Here is a 24,250-nt window from a genome sequence, read left to right as displayed (position 1 = left end):
ACTTCCCTACGTGGCCGGCGGCTCGATGTCGGAGTCGAGCCGCATCCAGTCCTTCACCGCCCGCGTCGTCGGATGCTCCGGCCCCATGGTCACCCGCGCCCGCGCCAGCGCGTCCTCGTGCAGCGCCCGCGCCTCCTCCGCCGCCCCGGAGTCCCGCAGGTCGATCGCGAGGTTCGACGCGCAGCCGATCGCGTCGTAGTGGTCCGCGCTGAGTATCCGGACGAAGTCGTCGTACGCCTCGCGCCCCAGCCTGACCGCGCCCTCCAGATCGCCGTCCGCGACCAGGTCGGTGGCGTGGTTCATCATGCTCGTCAGCGTGTACGGATTGTCGCGTCCGAGCACCTCCCGGTACTGCTGCAGCGTCCTGCGCGACAGCGCGAGGGCCGCCTCCCGCTCGCCCGTCAGCCGCATATAGACGGCCAGGTTGTTCGCACACGCCAGGGCGAACGGATGCCGCTCGCCGAGCTGGGTCCGGTGCCGGTTCAGCGCCTCCCGGGCGAGATCCCGCGCCCCCTGCGCGTCCCCCGTGGCGACCAGGGCGCAGGCCAGATTCGTGGCCGCCGAGAGGGTGTCCGGGTGGTCGGGGCCCAGCACGGACATCGAGATGTCGTAGTTCTCGGTGCTGAGCGCCCTGGCCTCCTCGTACCGGCCGGTGCGGCGCAGCACCGCGGAGAGGTTGCGGGCGGCCTGCAGGGTCTCGGGATGCCGGTCGCCGGTCTTCTCGCGGAACGCCTTGACCGTCTCCTGCAGCAGCCGCAGCGCCTCGTTCACCGATCCGGTCTCGCGCAGCCCGCGGGCGTAGTTGCTGGCCGAGGTGAGCGTGTACGGATGATCCTTGCCGAGGACCTCCTTGCGGGTCTCCCACACTTCCCGGTCGAGGTCACGGGCCCCCCACCGGTCACCGACCAGGAACAGCGAGACGGCGAGATTGTTGGCGGCCATCAACAGGCGCTCCTCACCGGCGTCGTAGACCCGCCGGCTCACCGCGTACGTCTCGCGGTCGATGTCCCGCGCCTGGCTGTAGGCGCCCTTGCCGCGCAGGTCCGCGCCGAGGTTCGCGGCGGCCACCAGCGTGTAGTAGTCGTCGGGGCCGAGCACCTCGCGGGCGCGGCGCAGCGCCTGCTCGTCCATCGCGTACGCCTCCTCCAGCCGGCCGCTGGAGCGCAACGCGTTGGCGTACTGGGTGCGCAGATAGATCACGAGCGCGTCGTCCTCGCCGAAGACCGGCTCCCAGACGGCCAGGGCGCGCTCCGCCGTCTCCACCGCGGCGCTGTGGTTGGAGCGCCGCCACAGATAGCGCACGGAGTCGGCGATCCAGCGGCGTACCGCGTCGTCCTCGCTGGCGAAGGCGCGCGACGGCTTCATGTGCGGCAGCAGCGAGGCGTGCCGGTCCCAGGAGGCCGGGTCCTCCATGTTCCTCGGGTTGGCCTCGGCGAGGATCGCGTGGACATGGGCGCGCATGACGGGCCACCGCTCGCGCGGCAGCTGGGAGCGCAGCACCTCCTGCACCAGCCGGTGCACACTGATGGTCTTGTCGCTCTGGTTGGTGCGGGCGAGTCCGTACCGGTTGATCTCGGCGAACAGGGCGCCCATCCGGACCGAGTGGACCAGGCGCCGGTCGTGCCGCGCCAGCAACTCCGCCGTCTTCTGCCCGTACAGCGTCCACATCGGGATGGGGTCCGGGCCGAAGAACGCGCAGATCTCCAGCAGTTGGGCGGCCGCCGGCATCGATTCGCGGACCTTGGCGAGCGCCAGCAGCCAGGTCGCCGCCGCGGACCGCGGGTAGGAGGTGGCCGGCTCCTGCTCCAGCATCGTCGCGAGCTGGGTGCTCAGCAGCTCCAGATAGGTCTCCACCGGCATCGCGGACTGCTCCAGCCAGGCCGCGGCCTGGGCGATGGCGAGCGGCAGATCACCGAGCGCCTCCGCGACCTGCCCGGCGTCCGCCTCCGGCAGATCCGGGTTCTGCCGCTGCAGCAGCCGTACGGACTCCTCGCGGGCGAACACCTCCACCTCGACCTGCGCGGCCCGGTCCGCCCAGGCGCGGTTGCGCGAGGTCACCAGCACATGGCCGGTGCCGGCCGGGATCAGCGGGGCGAGCTCCTCCGGATGCTCCGCGTTGTCGAAGACCAGCAGCCAGCGCCGGTACGGACGGCCCTGCCGCAGCGCGTCCAGCACCCGGTTGGACGTGGTCTCCACGTCGTCGCCCGACGGCAGCCCCAACCGGACGGCGAGCGCGGCCAGTTCCTGCCGTACGAGACTCGACTGGCCGGCGTTGATCCACCAGACCACGTCGTAGTCGGCGGCGAAGCGGTGCGCGTACTCGATGGCGACCTGGGTCTTGCCCACCCCGCCCATGCCGAACACGGCCTGTGGCGGCCCGCCCAGGGGGCCGCCCGCCGCGAACCCGTCGCGCATCTCCTCCAGCGTCCGCCCGCGCCCGGTGAACGCCGCGTTGCGGGTGGGCACATGCCACACCGGCGGCGGCGTGCCGGGGTAGCGCGGTCCCTGGTCGTCGTCCGCTCCCGCGGGCCGTACGGGCTCACCGGCCAGCGGGTCGGGCCGCCCCACCGCCGCCAGCAGCGCGGCCTCCGCCTCGCCCTGGTCGTCGCGCTCGACGAGATCGACGGCGACCAGATCGCCGAACGGCACGGGCAGCGGGGCCGGATGGATGCGGACAGGGATCAGCATCCGCTGCGACGCCTCCGGGTCACGGGCCGAGACGGACTTCCACACCTCGTGGGCGTGCGGCAGCCGCACATAGTCGGGAGAGAGCAGCACGACGATCCGCCCCGATCCCTCCAGCGCGCGGCGCACCTCGGTCTGCGCGTCGGAGCCCGCGTGCTCGGCGGCGCCGCTCATCACCGTCTGGTAGCCCAGTGCGCGGAGCCGGGCGGCGATCCACTCCGCCCACATCCGGTCGGCCGGCGCGTAGCTGAGGAACAGATCGGAGGGCACGGGCGGTTTGGTCCGCTCGTACAGGGACAGCAGCGCGCGCCGCCGGGTCTCCGGCATGGGCCGCTGACGGGTCACCCGGCCGCCGGTGAGCCGCCCGGTGAGCCGCTCCGACGCGGCGAGCAGGCTGGTGCCCTGGTGCGGACGGTCGCCGACCGGCGCGGGGATCTCCTCGTACGCGAAGAACGGCCGGTACGGGATCTCCACATCGCCCCAGTAGCGGTCGCGTTCGTCCCTGCTCATGCCGTCGAGGAACGACAGGAAGCGGCTGCGCGCGAGATCGCGGCCCGCCTCCAGCTTCTTCTGCTCCGCGTACTCGACGCGCATCGGCGCGGGCAGGATCCGGACCGGCCGGTTGGTGACCTGGGCGCGGACGGACTCGGCGACGGCCGCCGCGCCCTGGATGGACTGGGCGCTGAGGGTGAAGCAGACGGTGACGACGTCGGGCAGCAGGACCGTGCAGATGCCGGCCGTGTCGGACAGGCCCGTGCGGCTGTCGATCAGGACGTAGTCGTAGCGGCCGCGCAGCTCGTCGCGGAGCGCGGTGAGGAAGGCTGCGCCGCGCAGCCGGGTGTAGAAGTGGTCCCAGTCGAAGGTGGACACGGCCGCCGAGTAGCCGTCGTCCTGGAGGCCCGCGGGCAGGAAGTCCAGCCGCCCGCCGTCGGGGAAGTCCTCCCGGACGCCGACGATGCACCGGTCCACGTCACAGCGGTCACGGAACCACCGGGCCCGGTCCTGCTCGGCTGTCCTGTCCCCGGTCCCGCCCGGCCCCGGACCCGGCTCGTCCGCGCGCATCGCGTAGTCGCGGATGAGGTCGATGACGCCGTCGGTGGAGCTGAGCTCGGGGTCGGTGAGCAGGGGGTGGAAGTAGCGGTGCAGTCCGGGCGCCTCCAGGTCCCAGTCGACCATCAGCACCCGCAGCCCGTTCCCGGCGAGGATCCAGGCGGTGTTGACGAGCGCCATCGTCCGGCCCACTCCGCCCTTGAACGAGTAGAACGTGACGACCGTGCCGGGCTCGCCCCCGGCTGCGGTGGCGGGCGCGTCCGTGCCCGCGGTGCCGGGCTCGCGTGTGCCTGCGCTCTTCATCGTCCTGGTCCTCCCTCACGGCGACGGCCGAGCGGATCATGCGAGCTGTGCGGATACGGGTACGGGTCGTAGGCATACGGGTCGTACGGAATGTGGGCGCGACCACCGGACCAGCGGGGCGGGCGGGTCGCGGGCGTGCCGCTCCCGGAAGTGCCGCTTCCGGGCGCGCCGCTTTGGCCGGACGGAGTGCCGCCGCCCGCACGGGCCCCGCCCTTCGGGCCGCTGCTGGGGCCGCGCAGGATCGGCCGGACGGCGATCGCGCCGCCGTCCCCGTCGTCGTCACCGGGCGGCGGGGCGGCGTGCCGCTTGCGGATCAGATTGTTCTGCGCGGCGGACACCATCTGGCCCAGCGCCTTCTTGAAGTCGTCGAAGCAGACGCGGAGCTGGAACTGCCTGTCGTGCATGCCGCGGGACGACTTGCGCTCGAAGACCTCGGAGACCTTGATCCACAGCTCGTCCCGGTCCCGCTCCTCCCGGGGATGGCACGGCACCAGGACGCCCGTCGCGGGATGCTCGGTGCGGTCGAACTGCTCCAGCGGCTGACGGTAGGGCGCGTCGGGCGCGCTCCACGCGTCCACGAGCAGGATCGTCACCTGGTCGTCGCGCCAGGCCTGGTTGAGCTGCCGGGTGAGGCCGGATCCCACCTCGCGGTAGGCCGTCCCGTACCCCTGCGCCGTCACCAGGCGCTGGGCCTGCTGGTAGAGCGGGTACTCCTGCTGCGGGTGGTACGGATTCCAGTCCAGCCCGGCGGGGCCGTAGCAGGGCGCGCCGCGGCGGTGCCCGGGGGCCGTGTCGGCGGTGCTCGCGGCGACGAAGAACTGCACGGTGCTGCCCGGCCTGGTCGGCTCGGTCCGCGGCTGGAACGACAGCGGCTCCTGTGCCAGCCGGACCGGCTGCTCGGGCACGGGCAGCTCCTCGTTCTGGGCGACGTCCAGCACGCGCTGGGCGATCAGCCGGACCGCGCCCTTGTAGTCCTCTCCCGTGGGCGCCCGCTGGAGGAGGCGCTGCAACCCGGCGTCCGCGTACCAGGAGCCGAAGCCGTCGGTCAGGTACTGGATGTGGGACACCTCCTGCGGCACCTCGACCGGCTGCCACAGCACGGGGATCAGCGCCGAGGAGCCCCGCTGGGTGCGCGCGAAGTACTGGCCGGCGCGGCGCATCATCACGCCCGCCTCGCGCGAGCACCACATACTGCGGAAGTAGGCCGGGGAGTAGAGCGCCACCATCGAGTGGCAGCTGCCCAGGGCGATCTCGAGCTGCTCGCTCCAGTGCTCACCGATCCGGATCGAGCTGTTGTCGCGGAATCCGATGGGGACCTGGGCCGCGCTGTTGGAGAGCTCGATGATCTGCGCGCAGAGGTCGTCGTAGAACTGGTGCACGTACGCGTCTTTGTCGTCGTCCCTGGCGTAACTCAGGAAGAAGTACGGCCCCACCGGCTCCCCCATGACTCCGGCTGCTCAACGCAGACTCACAGCGCCCCGGCAGGGGCTCAATACCCTTTGGGTTTGCTGGTTATTGCCCTCTGCGCGGATCCGCTAAGCCGCCCGTCACGTTCTGGCCAGAACTCGCCTACCAGCCGGTGCGGTTCCGGCTACCACCCGATGAGCGTCCGGCGCAGCTCCCCCACGAACTCCCGCCCGTCATCAGTGAGTTCACCGCTGTCCAGGAGGGTGGCGGCGGCTTCGAGGGTACGGCCGCGCCAGTGCGCGTACTGCTCCGCGGTGCCCGCGCCGGGCTCGACACGCCAGAAGTCCGAAACCCCCAGATGCGCGTACGTCCCCTGGAGCAGCGCCCCGGCCGGCCGGGGATCGGGCCGCCACGGCGCGTCGTACCGGGCTCCCGAGTCCGGCCCGTGCAGCGGTACGAGATCGAGCAGCGCTCCGAGCTGGATGTGCAGGAACTCGTGGACCAGGGCGAGGGCGAGCCGCTGCGGGTCGGACGGCAGCGACACCCCGACCGCGCCGTAGCCGCGTCGTACGGCCGAGGACACGGAGGTCCCGTCGGGCCTCGGCAGCAGCGGCACCAGGGTGGACAGGCCCGCGCCCACCGCCTCCGCGTACCAGGGGTGCCGGTGGGCGAGCAGCCGCCACGCCTCGGCGAGCAGCCCCTCCCATACGCGCAGCTCGTCCGGGTCGAGCGGCCCGGGCACCGGCTTCCCGTGCGCCTGCCGGTACGGCCCCCGGTCGTCGATCCGCACCGTGAGCCGGTGCCCGGCGGCCTCCAGTCGTACGACGGGCCCCGGCGCCCGCAGGAACTCCGCGAGCCCCCGTAGCTGCGGCTCGCCGTCCTCCTCCCCGTACAGCCTGCGCAGACAACCCGCGGCCCACAGGTCGAGATACGGCTGGAGCAGCACCGCCTCCCAGCGCTCGCGGGACCGCTGCCCGATCCGCCGGAACTCCTCGTACGTCTCGGCGAGCCGCGCCTCACGGGCCGCCCCGGGCCGCCGCTCCTCGGCAGCCCTGCGCACCGCGCTCAGCAGCAGCCGCCGCTTGCTCAGCTGCCCGGCCCGCAGTACGGCGACGGCGTCCGCGCCGCCTCGCCCGCGGGCGAGGGCGAGGAAGGTCCGACGGGGGATGAGGTGCGGGGAGGTCGGGGTCACCGGGCCGTCACTTTCCGGGTCGTGTGCCGTTCGGCTCGGAACGCGGCGACGTCGGCTTCCAGGCGCCGCCGGATGTGGTCGATGAGGACGGCCATGTCGTGGCAGTACACGGTGGGATGCGCGAAGGGATCTTCCGCGCCCGGCCGGTGGCGGTGCGCGTACAGCCCGCCGCCGCACACCCCCGAGAACGGGCAGCGCGCACAGACGGGCGCGGCACGCGGCGTCCGGAAGGCCGGATGCCGGGCGGCCTCGGCGAAGGAGTCCCCGAACACGCTGAGCCCCGTGAAGGCCGCCCCGTCGTACGCCGCCTTCAGGCTGTCGGCCAGCTCCAGCGACCCGTCCGTCTCCACGACCACCAGGTCCGCGGAACCCGTCCCCACCATCTCGCTGCTCGCCCGGCCGCCGAGCAGAAGCACGATCAGCTCCTCGAACAGCCGGATCCCGGTCTCCCGGCGCGGGGCCCCGTACCAGCGGTCGAAGACGGCGCAGAGCCAGTCGGCGTACGGAGTCCCTGCCTCTTCCGGTCCAGGCTGCGGTACGGGACTCGGTGCGGGATTCTGCGGGGGCTGCGGCGCGGAATCCGGTGCGGGATTCTGCAGGTGCTGCGGTGCACAGTCCGGTGCGGGGATCGGTACGGGATTTCGCTGGGGCTGCGGTGCGGGATTCGGTACGGGCGGGGCCGTCGGGGGCACCCGGCCGCGCAGTCCGGGCGGCGGGTTGCCCCAGGTCCCGTGCGGCAGCAGGAGGTCCATCCGGGGCGGCGCGAACTCCAGCAGCGCCTCGTAGGTCGCCACCGGGTCGGTGGTCGGATCGACCGTGCACAGCACTCCGCTGAACAGGGCCCGGTTCTCCTCGGCCCCGAGGATCCGCAGCGCCTGCGCGACCGCCGCGTGGCTTCCCCGCCCGTCGGCGAACCGCCGGTAGCGGTCATGATCGGCAGCGGTCCCGTCCACACTGACCCCGACCCGCACGCCGTGCCGGTGCAGCACCCGGAGCAGCTCCGGGTCGTCCCGTAACAGAACCCCGTTGGTCTGCACCCCGTACGCGACGCCCCCCGCGGTCCCGTCCAGGGCGCCCCGCAACAGGGTCAGGGTCTCGTCGAGATGCCCCGCCCCGACGAGCAGGGGCTCCCCACCGTGCAACGTGACGGCGATCCCGGACGCGCTCCCGGCGGTCTCCGCGCTCCGCCGGTACTCGGCGATCCGCCCGGCCACCTGTCGTACGGTCGCCAGTTCCATTCGACGGGGCTTCGCACGCCAGCTCCGGTCGGCGGCCTCGTACACGTAGCAGTACGTGCAGGAGAGATTGCACCGCCCATGCAGCTTCAGCAGATACTGGCGGAACGTCACAGCAGGTCTCAGGGAACCTGATTGAGCGCCGACGTGAAGGCGGACACGGGTTCGCCGGAGGGATGCAGCACGTCGTCCCTGAGCCGCGACATGATGGCGCCGAACACGGTGTCCGGCAGCTCGGCCAGCTCTTCGTCGCTCAGCTCACTGACATCCGCCAGGACGGAGACCAGTGGGGCGGAATTGGTCATCCACGATCCCCTTACCTACACGTTGCGGCGGACTATATAACACAGAGTCATTGATCGTTTGCGCATCCGGCCCTTCCCTCACCCAGCCGCGCCGCTCCCCTCACCCCACCCACCGCCAGCACCGCGCGGCCCCCATCCGCCACCCTGTCCACGGCTGCCCGCCACGCCGGCGGGGTCAGGAAGGCCGGGCCGCGAGCTGAGCCGCGAGCTGGGCGGCGGGCCGAGGACACGCGCATATGCGTCCTCCGAGCAAGCGAAACCGAAACCGAAACGGTTATCACTTGGATTGTCACGCCAACGGTTCGCGTCTTCCACCGGAGCGGGCTGTCAGCCGATGGAAGGGGCCCGGTCGATGTACGGGACGGGCGGCTCCGGAATTCTCCGGATGGTTGCGACGTCAAGTGCCAGGGCTGCCGAGGTGGTGCCCAGATCACCGCCCGGGTGCCACGTACCGGTCACCTTCACCCAGGTGTCGGCGGGTGGTGCTTTCGCTCCGTGCATCGTCACGGTCAACGACTGGGAGTCGGCCGCACAGCAGGAGACCAGAAGCCGGGTGAGATCCCAGGTCCCGTCCTTGCCCGGCGTGACAAACCCCTGCATGAGTACGGTGCGGCCCCTGAGGCTCTGCTCCTCGTCCTGTTGCGCCCGGGCGATGAACTCGGTCAGCGACAGGGGGGCGGGGCCGTGGGCGGGGAGTGGTTCGAAGCGCTCGTAGTCCTCGACGATCTTCGGATTGTCACGTACCGCGGTGTAGGAGCCCAGGGCCGGCGGGGCGAAGAGGAGCAGTGCGAGCGCGGGCGGCAGCAGAAGCCAGGCAATGCGAGGGCCATGGGTGTGGTCGTGCCCATGCTCTGCATGTACGGTGGCGTCGCCGGAGGACCCGTCGGGTCCCTGGCGGCCTCGGCGGACTCCGAGGCGCATCCCGTCGCGCCGAGCGCCGATCAGTCCCATTGCGCACAGGACGATCCCGGACGCGACAAGGAACGGCTGGAGCCCTTCCTTCACGTAGCGCAGGCTGATGTCGCTGAACAGCGACACGCGCAGCACCCCGGCTCCGGTCAGCAGGAGCAGCAGCGCCTGGAAGGTGCGTCTCACAGCAGCCACCACCCGACGAGAACACTGCAGATGACGGCCACCACGGCGGTGGCCGCCGAGAACCGGAGGGCGAAGGACCGGCCGAACGTTCCCGCCTGCAGGGCTATCAGTTTCACGTCGACCATGGGGCCGACCACCATGAACGTCAGGCGGGCCGTGGGCGAGAAGCCTGTCAGCGAGGCGGCGACGAAGGCGTCGGCCTCCGAGCAGACGGCGAGGACGACGGCGAGCCCGGCGAGGAACAGCACCGACACCCAGGGCGATCCCGAGAACGTGTCCAGCACCGATCGCGGCACGGCGACGTTGAAGGTCGCCGCAGCCATCGCGCCGAGTACGAGGAAACCGCCGGCGTGCAGGAAGTCGTGCTGGAAGCCGAGCCGGAACTCCTCCCATCGGCTGTGCCCGTGCTGGTGGCCGGTATGCCGGGCCGGCATCCGCAGCCACTCCGCACGCCCGAGCCTCAGCCACAGCCAGCCCATCGCAGCGGAGACGGCAAGTGAGGCGATGAGCCGGGCGGCAACCATCTCCGGACTGCCCGGGAAGGCAACGGCAGTAGCGGTCAGCACGATCGGGTTGACGGCCGGCGCCGACAGGAGGAACGCGAAAGCGGCAGCCGGTGTGACGCCCCGACGGATCAGACTCCCTGCCACGGGTACGGAGGCGCACTCGCAGCCCGGCAGCACGATCCCGGCCGCGCTCGCGACCGGCACCGCGAGTGCGGGGTTGCGCGGGAGCGCCTTGCTGAACGCATGCGCCGGTACGAAGGCGCTGACCGCTCCGGAGATCAGCGTGCCCAGGATGAGGAACGGAAGGGCCTGAACGGTGATGGCCACGCAGATCGTCTGCCACGCACGGAAGCCGGGGTGACTCAGCCAGTCCGCTGCTCCTGCGGTCCAGGCGAGCCCGACGAGCGCCAGTACCGACACGGCCCCGGCGACGAGGACCGACGCCGGGGCAGGGCGATCCGGACTTGTGCCCGTCGCAGGCTGCCCGGATGTGTCGACCCGCAGGTCTTTCAGCAACCCGTCCGGTTCGTTCACGTCGGCTCCGGTTGTCTGGGAGAGGCATCACGATAGCCGCGAGATCCGCTACTCCCGGAGATTGGCTGATGCCCGCCATCGTCGGACACACGGTCGAACCGGCATGGCAGCCTCTACTACCCCCGTACCGGGTTGGGCAGTGCCGTGGCTGCGACCACTGCCCAACCCGGAGGCTTCACATCTGCGGTACGAGCTCGGCGTGCTCGTGGCCGCGGCCGTGCTCGTGCCCGTGCCCCTGCTCGGACACGTGCTCGTGCTCGCATGCGTCGTCGATGCCGTAGGTGTCCCACGCGGGAAACGGATCGACGGCCGGGAGGCTCTCGCCTTCCTTCATGAGGCAGTCGGCCAGGGCGGCCTGGAGTGCCTCGGTGCGCAGGCCGGTGCCGATGAAGACCAGTTCCTGGCCCTGGGCGTCGCTGTCCGTGTCCCGGGCGCCAGAGGGTTCGAAGCGGGCGACGGTGCCGGCCTGCGACCACAGTCCGGTCACGTGGGGGCGGCTCGCCAGCCAGAAGAAGCCCTTGGAGCGCAGGATCTGTCCGAAGGTTCCGCTGTCGAGTTCCTCGGTGACGAATGTCCACAGGCGGCCCGGGTGGAACGGCACCTCGGAGCGGAAGACCGTGCTGGAGATGCCGTACTCCTCGGTCTCCGGGACGTGGTCGCCGTTGAGTTCCATGACCCAGCCCGGGGCCTGTTGCGCGCGCTCCAGGTCGAAGAGGCCGGTGCCGAGAACGTCGCCGAGGTCCACGCGCCCGCGGGTGGCGGCCACGATCCTGGCCACCGGGTTGAGACGAGTGAGGGCTGCCCGGAGCCGGTCGGCGGTCCGCGCATCGACGAGGTCGAGCTTGTTGAGCACGATGACGTCGGCGAACTCGATCTGGTCCATCAGCAGGTCGCTGACGGTGCGTTCGTCGTCCTCGTACTGGTCGAGTCCGCGCTCGGCGAGCCCGTCCCCGCCTGCCAGTTCGGGCAGGAAGTTGGCGGCGTCGACGACCGTGACCATGGTGTCGAGGCGCGCCAGGTCGCCGAGGGTGGCGCCGTCGTCGCGGGGGAAGGCGAAGGTCGCTGCGACGGGCATCGGTTCGGAGATGCCGCTGGACTCGATGAGGAGGTAGTCGAAGCGGTCCTCGCGGGCGAGGCGGTCGACCTCCTCGAGCAGGTCGTCGCGCAGGGTGCAGCAGATGCACCCGTTGGTCATCTCGACCAGGCGTTCCTCGGTCCGCGACAGGGCGGCCTCGCCGCCGCGCACCAGTGCGGCGTCGATGTTGATCTCGCTCATGTCATTGACGATGACCGCGACGCGCAGGCCCTCACGGTTGCTCAGCACATGGTTGAGCAGAGTGGTCTTGCCCGCTCCGAGGAAGCCGGACAGGATGGTGACGGGCAGTCGTCCGACCATGCCCGTCAGCCTTCGGGGCGCAGCAGACCGCGCTCGTACGCCTTGGCCAGCCGCTGCGGCACCAGATAGGCGACGCCGTCGACCGTGATCGGCACGAGCTGCGGCGTAATCGCCTTCCACTGAGCGCGGCGGTGACGGGTGTTGCTGCGGGACATCTTCCGCTTGGGTACAGCCATGGTTCGGGTCCTCTCTGGGCGGCGCGACGCAGACGCTACATGAAAATGGATTCCATTTCTAATGCAGGCTTTGCGTCACTGAGGCATCGGGATCTCGAAGTGCACCGTGCCGACACCGGGACCGTGCTCACCGGTCGTCCGGGCGTCGAAGACCTCCTTGGCCATGCTCCGCCAGAAAGCTTCAGCTCCCTCCACATGGACATTGGTGTGCAGATAGATGCTGTCGTAGCCCGGGGTGGTGGCGGCGAAGTCGCATGCCCTGCGCACCAGGGTCCGCGCCAGACCGTGCCGCCGGTGCTCGGCTTTGACGTAGACACGGACGATCTGCGCGGTCGTTCCCGGCGGGTAGCGCTCGGCGAGCCAGCGCGGGTGCGGCGGATGAGCGGGACCGACCGATCGCACGCCGGTCGTGGCCACCACCTCACCGCCGTGTACGGCCACCAGCAGCAGATGCCGGGGGTCGTCCAGGTAGGTGCCCACGACGTCGACGACGTCGCGGTGCCATTCGGGTACGTAGCCGTAGCCGAATTCCCGGTAGAAGGTCTCGAGCATCACGCGGCGCGCTCCCTCCACGTCGGCGACCGTGGCGGGGCGCACGGTGTACGAGGGGTGCGGTGCGTCTTGCAGGGCATCGGTCATCGCTGACTCCTTATTCGCTTGAGAACTCATTCGTCGGGGACTCGGGGCGTCGGCAGGCCGGGGCCGACGCAGTGCACATCCATCGCGGGGACGGTCCCGTTGACCAGGTACGCGGCCGCGGCGCTGTCCACGCACGCGTTGCGACCAGGGCGGCAGGGACCACGAGGGCGCACAGCGCGCCCCCGGTGGCATGCAGCGGGAGTCACGGGTCTCGCATTCAGAGAATCGGCGCTGGATCAGATGACAATGAAAACGATTGTCGATACCGTGTGGCTCCGTCAAGGCGGGCCGTCCCGGACGGGTGCCATCGACGCCTCATGAGTCCAACCCGCGTTCTGAGAAGAGGAAGCTGTGGCCCATCTGCTGATGGTCGAGAGCTGGGTCGGATCGATGAGCAGGCTGCTGCCGAGAGCGATCCGCGAGGGCGGGCACGAGTTCACCTTCCTCACCCGCGATCTGCACCACTACCTGCGCTCCGCCCCTGAGGGGACCGGGCATCCGCTGCTCGCGGCACACAACGTGCTGACTGCCGACACCAACGACATCGAGGCGTTGCTGCCCTTCGTCGAGCGCGCCCACGGTGCACTGGGTTTCGACGGGGTGATCACCTCCTGCGACTACTACCTTCCGACGGCCGCGCGGATCGCCGGACGCCTGGGGCTGCCGGGCCCCTCCTCCGCAGCGGTCGAGAACGCCTGCCGCAAGGACGCGACCCGTCGTGTCCTTGCCGATGCCGGAGTGCCGGGGCCGCGGTTCGCGGTCTGCGCGGACTGGGCCGAGGCCGCCGATGCGGCGCGGGAGATCGGTTACCCGCTGGTGCTCAAGCCCGTGGACCTGTGCGCCGGGATGTTCGTCCGACGCGTCGACGACGAGTCGGAGCTGACCCGCGCCTACAGGGCGCTCGCGGACTTCCCCGTCAACGCGCGAGGACAGCGCCGCGAGCCCGTGGTCCTGCTCGAAGAGCTGCTCCGGGGGCCGGAAGTCAGCGTCGAGACCGTGTCGTTCGCCGCAACGGCGCAGGTGGTCGGGGTGACCGACAAGAGCATCGGTGGGGCGCCGGCGTTCATCGAGACTGGCCACATGTTCCCCGCGGCGCTCGATGCCGCTGACGCCGAGGCGGCGGCGGAGACGGCTGTTCAGGCGCTGAAGGCCCTCGGACTGGACGGGGTCGTGGCGCACACCGAGATCAAGCTGACGCCCGGCGGGCCACGTGTGGTGGAGGTCAACCCCCGCCCCGCCGGCAACCGCATCACCGAACTGGTCCGTCATGTGACGGGGATCGACCTCGCAGCCGCCTGCGTCGACGTGGCCCTCGGCCGCGAACCGGACCTGCGCCGACGAGCCACTGGCCTGCGCAGCGCGGCCATCGGGTTCCTGGTGCCGGACAGCGGGGGAGTACTGGAGTCCATCGACGGCGCCGACGACGTATGCACGGCAGTGGGCCTGCTGGAGCTCCAGCTCGCCGAGCCCGGCAAGGTCGTCAAGGCGGCGGGCAGCAACAACGAGTACCTGGGCCACGTCATGGCCGCCGACGCCGAGGGCCTCGGGGCCCGCGACCGGGTCGAGGCCCTGATCTCGGCACTCTGTCCGAAGGTGGTCGGCCGATGACCGCCATCACCCACACGAACGTCACCGCGGGCTCGTACGACGAACTCGTCGACCGCGTGCTCCGCGGGGGTTTCGGACCCGACCCGAAGACCCAGCGGATCGCCGTGGCGTTCACCACGCGCCAGGCCGTACGGCATGACGGGCGCAGCGGCGGTTACCGGAACGAAGTGCTCAGCCTGCGCCTGGCCGAGGCCGTGGGCTCGTGCGCGGTCGAGCCCGGTGGGCTCCCCGACAGCGCCGTCGACGACTGCGTCGGCGCGGACATCGCCCGGCTGCTGGCGCACGAACTGCTGCCGGTACGGGTGGCCGCATTGGATGCCTACCTGATGCACGTGCTTCCCCATGGTTCCGCGAGCGGCGCACGGCCGCGTCCGCTCCCCGCCGGGAGCTCACTGGAGAAGTCCCGGGCGAGAGCCGCGGCCGTCACCGGTCTGCTCGATGTTCCGCCGGGGCGCACCGTGCTCGTCGTCGGCGTGGTCAATTCGCTGCTGGAGGCGCTGCGCGCACGCGGTCTGGCGTACATACCCTGCGACCTCAAGGGCGGCACGACGGAGTGGGGCGAGCCGGTACGCACCGACGCGCTCACGGAACTGGAATGCTGTGACGCCGTCCTCGCCTCGGGCATGACACTCGGCAACGGCAGCTTCGAGCCGTTGCGCGAGCACGCACTGCGGCACGGCAAGCCGCTGGTGATGTTCGCCCAGACCGGCAGCGCGGTGCTGCCGCGCCTCATCGGCGCCGGAGTCAGCGCGGTGTCCGCCGAGCCGTATCCCTTCTTCTGGCTCGACGGCGGGCCCGGAATTGTCCACCGCTACGGCGGCAGCGAGCGCTCCGGAGCCGCCCTGTGACCACAGCCGTCCTCAGCCCCGCGGGCAACCGGGAGCTGCTCGCCCTGCTCGGCCGGACCCCCCTCGCCCGCGTCACCGTCGATCTGCCCTGCCCGCAGCCCGGCTTCTGGGCCAAACTCGAAGGTCTCGGCGTCGGCGGCATGAAGGCGCGAGCAGCCGTCTCCATGCTGCTCGGAGCCAAGGAGCGCGGCGAACTGCGGCCCGGGGCTCCGGTGGTGGAGTCCACCTCCGGAACACTCGGTATCGGGCTGGCCTTCGCCGGCCAGGCCCTGGGGCATCCGATCGTGCTGGTCGGCGACACCGAGCTGGAGCCCTCGATGCGACAGGTGCTGCGCGCGTACGGCGCCCGGCTGGAGTTGGTCGACCGCCCGGCTGCCGAGGGCGGCTGGCAGGCCGCCCGGCTGGCCCGGTTGCGTGCACTGCTGACATCGCTGCCGGACGCCTACTGGCCCGATCAGTACAACAATCCCGACAACGTCGCCGGTTACGCCTCCCTCGCCGCCGAGCTGGCCGTACAGCTCGACCACCTGGACGTGCTGGTGTGCAGCGTCGGCACCGGCGGCCACAGCGCCGGTGTCGTCGGCCCACTGCGCCGTCACTGGTCCGGGCTCCGGCTCATCGGCGTGGACGCCACCGGCTCGACGATCTTCGGCCAGCCCGCCAGACCGCGTCTGATGCGCGGCCTGGGCAGCAGCATCCATCCGCGCAACGTCGCCTACGACGCGTTCGACGAAGTCCACTGGGTCGGGCCGGCGGAGGCCGCGGACGCATGCCGACGGCTGGCCGTCGGCAACTTCGTCAGCGGCGGATGGAGCACCGGAGCTGTGGCGCTGGTGGCCGCCTGGGCCGCCCGTGTCCACCCGGGAGCCGTCGTCGCCACCGTCTTTCCCGACGGGCCGCACCGCTACCTCTCCACCGTCTACGACGACGACTTCACCGCCGCACACGGTCTCGATCTGGCCACCGCCGCCACTCGCCCGGTCGAGATCCCGCATCCGCGGGCCGTGGAGGCCACCGGATGGGCGCGGTGCAGCGCCGTCACCGACCCGCTGCACAGCCAAACCCCACGCTTGGAAGAGAACCCGTGAAGGTCAGTCAGCGCACCGTGCGTCTCCAACTCGCCGAGCCGCTGCGCATATCCCGCTCGACGATGGCGGCCCGCGAGGCCGTCTGGCTGTTCATCGAATGCGAAGGCCAGCTCGGCCGCGGCGAGGCCGTCACCAGCGTGTACTACGGCCTCGATGCCGACACCCTCGGGCGACTGCTGCACGCGGAGTCCCAGTGGCTGGCCCGCTTCGCCGAACCGGAGAGCGCCTTGGAGGCCCTGCGCAACGGAGGCCGCGAGAGTACTCCGCCGGCCGTGGCCGCGGCCGTCGAGTCCGCTCTGCTCGATCTCCTGGGCAAGCAGGCGGGCATCCCGGTCCACGCACTGCTCGGCGCCTCCGTCGCGCCGTCCGCCGCGACCGCCCGCACCATCGGCATCACGTCGCCGAGCCGGGCCGAAGCCCAGGCCGCCCGCCTGGTACGGGACGGTTTCTCGGTTCTCAAGATCAAGGCCGGGGCACCGGAACCCGAGGACGACCTGACGCGCGTCCGGGCCGTGCGTGCCGCGGCTCCCCACGCGCGCCTGCTTCTGGACCCCAATGGAGCCTGGACGGTCAGCACGACCGAGAGGCTGCTGCCCCGCCTCGCAGAGCTGGGAATCGAGGCCGTGGAACAGCCGATCGCACCCGGCGACCCCGAGGCGCTGGCGAGCCTCGCCGAACGCTCGCCGCTGCCGGTCATCGCTGACGAGGACGCGATCGGCCACGAGGACGCCCGCCGCCTCGCCGGACGTGTCCAGGGCATCAACGTCAAGCTCGCCAAGTGCGGCGGCGTCAGCGCAGCACTGCGGATCGCCGAACTGATTGCGGACACCGGGACCGAGCTGATGCTCGGCTGTCTGACCGCCAGCACGCTCGGCATCGCCCCCGCCGTACATCTCGCCGATCGCGCCCGATGGATCGACCTCGACGGGCATCTGCTGCTCGCCCACGATCCGTGGACCGGCATCGGCGGCGCCGACGGCACCGTACGGACGAGCCGCTACCCCGGCCTAGGTGTGCGCCCGCGCACCGAAGCGGAAAGTGAACACGCGTGAGGACGTGGCACGAGATACGCAGCTTCCCCCTCGCGATACGGCTCCTCCTGGTCAACCAGCTCGGCGTCAACACCGGCTTCTACCTGCTCATCCCGTACCTCGCCGTGCATCTGAGCGAGGACCTCGGGCTGTCGGCCGCTGTCGTCGGCATCGTGCTCGGCATACGCAACCTCAGCCAGCAGGGCCTGTTCCTCATCGGCGGATCAGCAGCGGACCGGCTGGGAGCACGCGGGGTCATCATCGCCGGATGCGCGCTGCGCACCGTCGGCTTCGGACTCTTCGCTCTCGGCGACGGGCTGCCGGTGCTGCTGGCCGCCTCCGTACTCAGCGGACTGGCCGGGGCGCTGTTCAACCCGGCTGTGCGCGCGTATCTCACCCTGGAGGCCGGGGAGCGCAAGGCCGAGGCCTTCGCCCTGTTCAACGTCTTCGCGACCACCGGCGCCCTGATAGGGCCGCTGCTCGGCAGCGCACTGCTGCTGGTCGACTTCCGCGCCTCTGCGCTCACCGCGGCCGGGATCTTCGCGGTGCTCACGGTCGCCCAGGCCATTGTGCTTCCGGCACGCGAGGTCACACCGTCCACGAACAGCGTCCTTGCGGACTGGCGAGAGGTGGTCGGCAATCGTGGCTTCGTGGCGTTCGCCGTTGCCATGGTCGGCATGTTCACCATGGAGAACCAGCTGTATCTGCTGCTACCGGAAGGGGCGCGCCAGGCCACTGGCTGGGACGGCGCGGCCGGCATGGTCTTCCTCGTCGGCACCCTCACCAACCTCTGGCTGCAGCTGCGCATCACTCGGGCGCTGAAGGAGCGGGGCAGCCGGGCGCGATGGATCAGCGCCGGTCTGGCGCTGATGGGACTCGCCTTCGTACCGCCCATGGTGGTGGCGGACGCCGGGACGGAGCACGGCGATGCCGCAGGCGCGGTGCTCCGCGCGCTGCCCGTCCTGGCCGGTGCCGTGCTGCTCTACGTGGGCGTCATGATCGCCCAGCCGTTCGTGATGGAGCTGATCCCCCGCTTCGGCCGCCCGGAGCTCACCGGCACCTACTTCGGGCTGTTCTACGCGGTCTCGGGCATCGCCGCGGCCGTCGGCAACACGGTCGTCGGCTGGGCCATGGACGCAGGTGAGCGCACGGGAGCGCAGTGGCTGCCCTGGGCGTGCTGCCTGACCTTCGGGATCGCCTCGGCTGCGGGCGTCGCGTGGCTGCACCGCCTCCGTGTCCTTCCCGCCCCCGTGGCGGCCGTACCGGTGCCGGCGTGAGGAGACACAGATGAGCAACGCAAACCTGCTGACCGACAACCCGGTCCTGTACGAGGCCCGATTCCCCGACGAGACGCGGCTGGCGGGGCGCTGGGCCGAGGACTGTCTGCGCCGGTACGGGGCCGGTTCACGGATCCTGGACATCGGATGCGGTACGGGCCGCGACGCCGCGTATCTCCACAGCGCGGGCCGTACGGTCACCGCCGCCGACCTGTCCGAGGCGATGCTGCAGTACGCCCGCACCCACCACCCCGGACCGGACTACTTCCGATCCGACCTGCGCGCATTCGACTTGGGCGAACGGTGCTTCGACGCCGTGGTGTGCCTGGACAGCGCCCTGCTGTACTGCCACACCAACGAGGAGCTCGACGGCTTCCTGGCATCCTGCGGACGCTCCCTGGCACCCGGTGGGCTGCTCGTCGCGGAGATGCGCAACGGGGCCTTCTTCCTCGGCCGGACGGAACTCCTCGACAGTCCGTCCGTCAACCGCTTCACCTGGCAGGGCACCGCCTACCGGTCCACCACCACCCTGCGCGTCGACCGGGCCGCGCAACTGCTGCGCCGCACCCGTGTATGGACCGCCGACGACGGATCGCCACCCGTCGAGCAGCGCTCCGCGTGGCGGCTGCTCTTCCCCCAGGAACTGCGACACGTCCTCGCCTTTCACGGCTTCGAGGTGCTCGCCCTGTACGACCGGCCCGGTCCGCGCACCGATCCGCCCTGGCACGAGGGCGACCTGCCCGCCGCCACGGCCGATGCCGACCGGCTCCATCTCGTCGCCCGCCTCACGCGCGCCCGCTGAACCCCACACGCCGTCGCCCCCCACGCCGATATCCGCTCGCACAGCAAGGACACCCACATGAACGACGTCCCCGTCGACGACTCCCGCTTTCCCGGCCTGCGCCGCCGGGGCTTCCTCGCCGCAGCCGGAGGCGCGGCCGGACTCGGCGCACTCGCCCTCGCCGGGTGCGCCGGCTCCGGCACCACCCCTGCCTCCGCCAAGGCAGAGGGCAAGCCCAAGCGCGGCGGACGGCTGCGCGCCGCCTTCGCAGGCGGCGGTGCCAGCGAGACCCTCGACCCGCACCTGAGCAACCTCTTCGCCGACGCCGCCCGCGCCAAGGCCCTCTTCGACAAGCTCGCCGACTACGGACCCGACCTTTCCGCACAGCCCCGGCTCGCCTCGGCCTGGCAGCCGAACGCGGGCCTGGACCGCTGGAAGGTCACCCTGCGCAAGGCGACCTTCCACGACGGCAAGCCGGTGACCGCCCAGGACGTCCTCTACAGCTACCGCCGCATCGCCGACCCGGCGAAGGCGTTCCGGGCCAAGGCATCACTGGAGCCCATCGACCTGAAGGCGAGCAGAGCCCTGGACGAGCGGACCGTCGAGTTCGTCCTCAAGCGCCCGACTGCCGAATTCCCCAACGTACTTGCCGCGTTCGGCGCGTACATCGTCCCCGAGGGCGCTCAGGACTTCGACAGGAAGCCCGTCGGCAGCGGCCCGTTCCGTTTCGTGTCCTTCGCGCCCGGCAAGTCCGCCGTCTTCAAGCGCAACGACGCCTACTGGGACGGCGCCCCGTACCTCGACGAGCTGGAATTCGTCGTCGCCAACGAGGAATCGGCACGCACCAACGCCCTGCTCGGCGGGCAGGTCGAGTACGCCCATGAACTCAACCCCGCCACCGCCCGCGCCCACGAGAACAAGGGGCAGATCCAGATCGTCCGGCTGCCGGGCAGCGCCATGCAGGGCTTCGTCATGAAGACCGACCGGCCGCCGTTCGACGACAAGCGGGTCCGCGAGGCGTTCTTCCTGATCGCCGACCGCAAGGAACTGGTCGACGGCGCCCTGTCCGGCGCCGGTGAGATCGGCAACGACCTGTTCGGCAAGGGCTACGAGTACTACGCCGGCAGCCTTCCTCAGCGCGAACAGGACCTGGACCGGGCCCGCAAGCTGCTGAAGGAGGCCGGCGCCGAGAAGCTCAAGGTCACCCTCGACACCTCCCCCGTCGCCTCCGGATTCACCGAGGCAGCGGCGATCTTCCGTGACCAGGCGGCCAAGGCCGGAGTGACCATCGAGATCAAGTTGGGCAGCAAGGACAGCTACTGGAAGGACATCCTCGACTCCGGGACCCTGGCCTCCTACCGCTCCGGCGCCATGCCCATCGAGTCCCACATCTCCCAGCGCCTGCTCACGGGGTCAACCACCAACGCGACCCACTGGCGGCACAAGGACTTCGACGCCCTGTACCAGCAGGCACAGTCCACCAAGGACAAGGAGGAGCGCGCCGCGGTCTACGAGCGCATGCAGCGCCGCCTGCACACCGAGGGCGGCTTCCTGATCTGGGGCTTCGCCGACTGGATCCTCGGCACCGCCCGGGGCGTCCGGGGCGTCGAGCAGAAGGCGCCTGCCAACTCTCTCGACTGGGCGCGCTTCGACAAGGTCTGGCTGGCGTGATCGGACCCCGGTCCTGGGTCGCCCGGCGGCTGCTGCTCGGTGGGGCGCAGACGGCAGCCGTCGTGCTGCTCGTCTTCGCCCTCACCGAGGCGCTGCCGGGCGACGCCGCCGTGGCACTCGCCGGCGACCAGCCCGACCCTGAGCGGATCGCCGCCATCCGTGCGGCGATGCACCTGGACCGGCCCGCCCACGAACGCCTGGCGGACTGGGCGGCCGGGCTGCTGCACGGCGACTTCGGCACCTCCCTGGCCTCGGGGCGACCCGTCAGTACGTACATCGCGGACGGCTTCGGGCCGACCGTGCTGCTCGCCGTGCTCACGGTGGTGCTGCTGGTGCCGGTGGGAGTCGGCCTCGGTGTGCTGGCCGCCCGGCACGAGGGCAGGCTCGTGGACCGGCTCGTCAGTTCGGTGACGCTCGGCGTGTACGCGGTCCCGGAGTTCGCGTTCGGCGTGCTGCTGGTCACCGTGTTCGCTCTGCGTCTTGGCTGGCTGCCGCCGACCGCCGTCGGCTACGGCACCGACCTGCTCGCGCACCCCGCGGCGCTGGTGATCCCCGTTCTCGTCCTGCTGTCGCGGCCGGTGTGTTCGCTGGCGCGCCTGGTACGGGCGGGCATGATCGACGCACTCGCCTCGCCGTATGTCGCCCAGGCTCGCCGCTACGGCATCTCCGGCGTCCGTATTCGTTACGCGCACGCGCTGCCCAACGCGATCGCGCCTGCCGCCCAGCAGCTCGCGCGCACGGTCGACTGGTTGCTGTGCGGGGTCATCGTCGTGGAGGCGCTGTATGTGATCCCCGGGCTGGGAACGGTACTGATGCATGCTGTCGCGGAACGGGACGTTCCCGTGGTGCAGGGCCTCGCGGTGGTCTTCGGGCTGACCGCTGTCGTCCTCAATCTGGGCGCCGACCTGGTTGCCCGCCGCTTCGCGCCCCGGGCGGGGGTGGCGGCATGAAAAAGCGTGCCGGCGTCCGGCCGGGACGCTTCATGCTCGGCCTGGTGATCGTTGTCGTACCGCTCGCCATCGCGCTGCTCGGGCCGCTTTTCGCGGGCGAGTCCGGGCCACGAGCGCCCTCCTTCACGCTCGGTGGTGGACACCGGCTCGGCACCGACTTCGTCGGCCGGGATGTGTGGCAGCAGATACTGCTCGGTGGGCGGTCCGTGGTCCTCGTCGCCCTCGCCGCGACGGCTCTGGCCTACCTGGTGGCCCTTCCGCTCGGACTCATCAGCGCGCTCACCCACCGGACATGGCTCGAAGAGCTGCTGATGCGGCCCCTGGACGTGCTGCTCGCCGTGCCGTCGCTGCTGCTGATCCTGCTGGTGGCTTCCGTCTTCTCGCCGGGGGCAGTGGGCCTGTCACTGCTGGTGGCCCTGGTCAACATCCCGGACGCCGGGCGGATCGTCCGCGCGGCCGCGGCCGAGGCGGCCTCACGCCCGGCCGTCGAAGCACTGCGTATGCAGGGAGAGACGTGGTGGCGCTTGGCCGTCGGCTACGTCGGCAGGTCGATCACGCGCACACTCGCCGCCGACGCGGGCGTACGGCTGACAGGCGTCCTCTACCTCGTGGCCACCGCGGCGTTCCTCGGCGTCGGTGTCGCGCCGGACGCCTCCGACTGGGCGGTGATGGTGGACCGCAACCGTACGGGGCTGTTCGTCCAGCCCTGGGCCGTGGTGGTGCCGGCCCTGCTGATCGTCGCCCTGACCATGGGGAGCAACCTGCTCTTCGACGCCGTACTGGAAAAGCCTCACCGGAAGAGAGGAATCGGGCGTGGACGCGGTCGCTGAGGTCGAGGACCTACGCGTCGAGATCGGCGGCCGGGCGATCGTCGATGGGGTCAGCTTTCAGGTCCGGCCCGGGAAGGTCACCGCGCTCGTCGGCGCGTCCGGCAGTGGCAAGACGACCACGGGCCTCGCGCTGCTCGGCGAGTACCCGGCGGGTGCCCGGGTGACCGGCGACGTGCGCGTATCCGACAGTCTCGTCGGATACGTACCCCAGCACCCCGGCGCCGTCCTCAACCCGGCACGCCGGGTCGGCCTACTGCTGCGGGACATCGCCCGCGACCAGGTGCGGACGCTGCCCGGGCCCGAGCGTCGGGCAGCGGCTCGAGCGCGCATCCAGCAGGCCCTCGCCGTCGCCCAGCTCCCGGAGGGAGAGTCCCTGCTGCGCCGCTATCCGCACCAGCTCTCGGGTGGCCAGCAGCAGCGCCTCGTCCTGGCACAGGCTCTGCTGCTGGGTGCGAGGGCCGTGGTCGCGGACGAGCCGACGACGGGGCAGGACGTGGTGACGAAGCGGCGCATTGTCGACCAGCTGGCGGCGATCGCCCGGCAGGGCATCGCGGTGGTCCTGCTGAGCCATGACCTGGACGTCGTCCGGGCGCTGGCCGACGAGGTTCTGGTCATGCGTGGCGGCCGAGTGGTGGAGGCAGCTCCCGCGGAGCAGCTGTGGCTCGCTCCGCGGCATCCCTGGACCGTCGAACTACTGGCATCGGAAGGGGACATGGGTGAGCGTCCACCCGCGCGTGAAGGACACGCAGCACTCCAAGTACGTGGTCTCACTGCGCGGCACCGCGACGGCCCCCGTAGTACCAAGGAAGTGGTGCGTATCCCCGAACTCACCGTTCGCGCGGGCGAGTGCGTGGCCGTCGTCGGCCGCTCCGGCAGCGGCAAGACCACGCTCGCCCGCTGCCTCGCCGGACTCCACCGGGACTACGAAGGCGAGGTCCTGCTCGACGGTACCCCGCTCCCGCGCAGCTTGCGCGCCCGGACCCGTGAACAACTGGCCGCGGTCCAGTACGTCTTCCAGGACGCGAGGGCCGCGTTCGACGAATACCGGCCGGTTGTCGACCAGGTGGCACGCACGGCGGTCCGCCTGCGCGGAGCGGACCCGCGAGAGGCTCTCACCGAAGCCCTGAACACCCTGTCCGGCCTCGGCCTCACGGAAGAGCTGGTACGCCGCAGGCCAGGTCAGCTGTCCGGCGGCGAACTGCAGCGGACCGCGCTCGCCCGGGCCCTGCTCGCCCGGCCGCGGGTGCTGATCTGCGACGAGATCACCTCCGGCCTCGACACGGTCACCCGGCGCGGCCTCCTGGACACGCTCGCCGTCCTGCTGCGCGACCGACCCGAACTGGCCCTGGTCCTGATCACCCACGACCTCGACACCGCAGCGGCTGCCGCCCGAATCGCCGTACTGGACGCCGGCGAGCTCATCGAGCAGGGACCGGCGCAGCAGGTACTCACCGCGCCGCGGCACGGGTTCACCGCTTCACTCGTGCGAGGCTCGGCGCGCCCGGCAGCGGATACGCGTCCCTGACGGTCGGCCACAGTAGGAGGAAGCCGTGGAAGCTCCCTCCGCTTGCCGCATCTCCGAAGCGCTGGACCTGACCATCCAGTGCAGCAGCCGCCAGTAGTACGCCTCCCCGGAAGTTCGA

The 24,250-nt window shown here is 71.2% G+C and carries 21 protein-coding genes; 10 read left to right on the top strand and 11 right to left on the bottom strand.

Annotated features, from left to right (window positions below):
• Positions 1–6: 6 nt before the first annotated feature.
• The 11 genes from fxsT to ACWGI8_RS01395 form a co-directional block, all read right to left on the bottom strand.
• Positions 7–4,038: an FxSxx-COOH system tetratricopeptide repeat protein gene (gene fxsT / locus ACWGI8_RS01445; protein ID WP_453657551.1), complete on the bottom strand. Its 4,032-nt coding sequence runs from the start codon at positions 4,036–4,038 to the stop codon at positions 7–9.
• Positions 4,035–5,483: a TIR-like protein FxsC gene (locus ACWGI8_RS01440; protein WP_453657549.1), complete on the bottom strand. Its 1,449-nt coding sequence runs from the start codon at positions 5,481–5,483 to the stop codon at positions 4,035–4,037. The genes fxsT and ACWGI8_RS01440 overlap by 4 nt, the downstream gene beginning before the upstream one ends.
• Positions 5,484–5,629: 146 nt before the next feature.
• On the bottom strand, positions 5,630–6,637 hold the full coding sequence (locus tag ACWGI8_RS01435; RefSeq protein ID WP_453657547.1) for an aKG-HExxH-type peptide beta-hydroxylase: 1,008 nt from the start codon (positions 6,635–6,637) through the stop codon (positions 5,630–5,632).
• On the bottom strand, positions 6,634–7,986 hold the full coding sequence (locus ACWGI8_RS01430) for a radical SAM protein (protein ID WP_453657545.1): 1,353 nt from the start codon (positions 7,984–7,986) through the stop codon (positions 6,634–6,636). The genes ACWGI8_RS01435 and ACWGI8_RS01430 overlap by 4 nt, the downstream gene beginning before the upstream one ends.
• A gap of 8 nt (positions 7,987–7,994) precedes the next feature.
• Entirely contained in the window at positions 7,995–8,177 is a 183-nt protein-coding gene (fxsA, locus tag ACWGI8_RS01425) for an FxSxx-COOH cyclophane-containing RiPP peptide (RefSeq protein ID WP_453657543.1), read from the bottom strand.
• 327 nt (positions 8,178–8,504) lie between these two features.
• Complete coding sequence (locus tag ACWGI8_RS01420; RefSeq protein ID WP_453657541.1) at positions 8,505–9,272, bottom strand: TIGR03943 family putative permease subunit; 768 nt, start codon at positions 9,270–9,272, stop codon at positions 8,505–8,507.
• Entirely contained in the window at positions 9,269–10,312 is a 1,044-nt protein-coding gene (locus ACWGI8_RS01415; protein ID WP_453657539.1) for a permease, read from the bottom strand. The genes ACWGI8_RS01420 and ACWGI8_RS01415 overlap by 4 nt, the downstream gene beginning before the upstream one ends.
• Positions 10,313–10,487: 175 nt before the next feature.
• Positions 10,488–11,708 (bottom strand): GTP-binding protein, encoded by a 1,221-nt coding sequence (locus ACWGI8_RS01410; RefSeq protein ID WP_453657537.1) that lies wholly within the window; start codon positions 11,706–11,708, stop codon positions 10,488–10,490.
• A gap of 5 nt (positions 11,709–11,713) precedes the next feature.
• On the bottom strand, positions 11,714–11,884 hold the full coding sequence (gene rpmF, locus ACWGI8_RS01405; RefSeq protein ID WP_266389065.1) for a 50S ribosomal protein L32: 171 nt from the start codon (positions 11,882–11,884) through the stop codon (positions 11,714–11,716).
• A gap of 75 nt (positions 11,885–11,959) precedes the next feature.
• On the bottom strand, positions 11,960–12,523 hold the full coding sequence (locus ACWGI8_RS01400) for a GNAT family N-acetyltransferase (RefSeq protein WP_453657535.1): 564 nt from the start codon (positions 12,521–12,523) through the stop codon (positions 11,960–11,962).
• Between the two features lie 26 nt (positions 12,524–12,549).
• Complete coding sequence (locus ACWGI8_RS01395) at positions 12,550–12,654, bottom strand: hypothetical protein (protein WP_453657533.1); 105 nt, start codon at positions 12,652–12,654, stop codon at positions 12,550–12,552.
• 220 nt (positions 12,655–12,874) lie between these two features.
• Here ACWGI8_RS01395 and ACWGI8_RS01390 point away from each other — a divergent pair, with 220 nt between their 5' ends.
• Genes ACWGI8_RS01390 through ACWGI8_RS01345 form a run of 10 tightly spaced genes read left to right on the top strand, consistent with a single transcriptional unit; the run spans position 12,875 to position 24,132 of the window.
• Positions 12,875–14,131: an ATP-grasp domain-containing protein gene (locus ACWGI8_RS01390; protein WP_453657531.1), complete on the top strand. Its 1,257-nt coding sequence runs from the start codon at positions 12,875–12,877 to the stop codon at positions 14,129–14,131.
• Positions 14,128–14,979, top strand: a complete 852-nt coding sequence (locus tag ACWGI8_RS01385) for a Rossmann-like domain-containing protein (protein WP_453657529.1) — start codon at positions 14,128–14,130, stop codon at positions 14,977–14,979. The genes ACWGI8_RS01390 and ACWGI8_RS01385 overlap by 4 nt, the downstream gene beginning before the upstream one ends.
• On the top strand, positions 14,976–16,067 hold the full coding sequence (locus tag ACWGI8_RS01380; protein ID WP_453657527.1) for a PLP-dependent cysteine synthase family protein: 1,092 nt from the start codon (positions 14,976–14,978) through the stop codon (positions 16,065–16,067). The genes ACWGI8_RS01385 and ACWGI8_RS01380 overlap by 4 nt, the downstream gene beginning before the upstream one ends.
• The gene (locus tag ACWGI8_RS01375) at positions 16,064–17,119 is read left to right on the top strand and encodes a dipeptide epimerase (protein ID WP_453657525.1); all 1,056 of its coding nucleotides are present in this window, start codon (positions 16,064–16,066) and stop codon (positions 17,117–17,119) included. Before ACWGI8_RS01380 ends, ACWGI8_RS01375 begins: the two co-directional genes overlap by 4 nt.
• A complete protein-coding gene (locus tag ACWGI8_RS01370) occupies positions 17,116–18,375 on the top strand; it encodes an MFS transporter (protein WP_453657523.1) in 1,260 nt (419 codons plus the stop codon). The genes ACWGI8_RS01375 and ACWGI8_RS01370 overlap by 4 nt, the downstream gene beginning before the upstream one ends.
• A gap of 10 nt (positions 18,376–18,385) precedes the next feature.
• Positions 18,386–19,177, top strand: coding sequence for a class I SAM-dependent methyltransferase (locus ACWGI8_RS01365; protein WP_453657521.1), 792 nt, complete (start codon positions 18,386–18,388; stop codon positions 19,175–19,177).
• Between the two features lie 57 nt (positions 19,178–19,234).
• Positions 19,235–20,827, top strand: coding sequence for an ABC transporter substrate-binding protein (locus ACWGI8_RS01360; RefSeq protein ID WP_453657519.1), 1,593 nt, complete (start codon positions 19,235–19,237; stop codon positions 20,825–20,827).
• On the top strand, positions 20,824–21,777 hold the full coding sequence (locus tag ACWGI8_RS01355) for an ABC transporter permease (RefSeq protein ID WP_453657517.1): 954 nt from the start codon (positions 20,824–20,826) through the stop codon (positions 21,775–21,777). Before ACWGI8_RS01360 ends, ACWGI8_RS01355 begins: the two co-directional genes overlap by 4 nt.
• A complete protein-coding gene (locus ACWGI8_RS01350) occupies positions 21,774–22,607 on the top strand; it encodes an ABC transporter permease (protein WP_453657515.1) in 834 nt (277 codons plus the stop codon). Before ACWGI8_RS01355 ends, ACWGI8_RS01350 begins: the two co-directional genes overlap by 4 nt.
• Positions 22,591–24,132: an ABC transporter ATP-binding protein gene (locus ACWGI8_RS01345; protein ID WP_453657513.1), complete on the top strand. Its 1,542-nt coding sequence runs from the start codon at positions 22,591–22,593 to the stop codon at positions 24,130–24,132. The genes ACWGI8_RS01350 and ACWGI8_RS01345 overlap by 17 nt, the downstream gene beginning before the upstream one ends.
• Positions 24,133–24,250: the final 118 nt, after the last annotated feature.

The organism is Streptomyces sp. NPDC054841 (assembly GCF_053611045.1).
The sequence above is the reverse complement of the archived record's forward strand: the minus strand, read 5'-3'. Positions and strand labels throughout refer to the sequence as shown.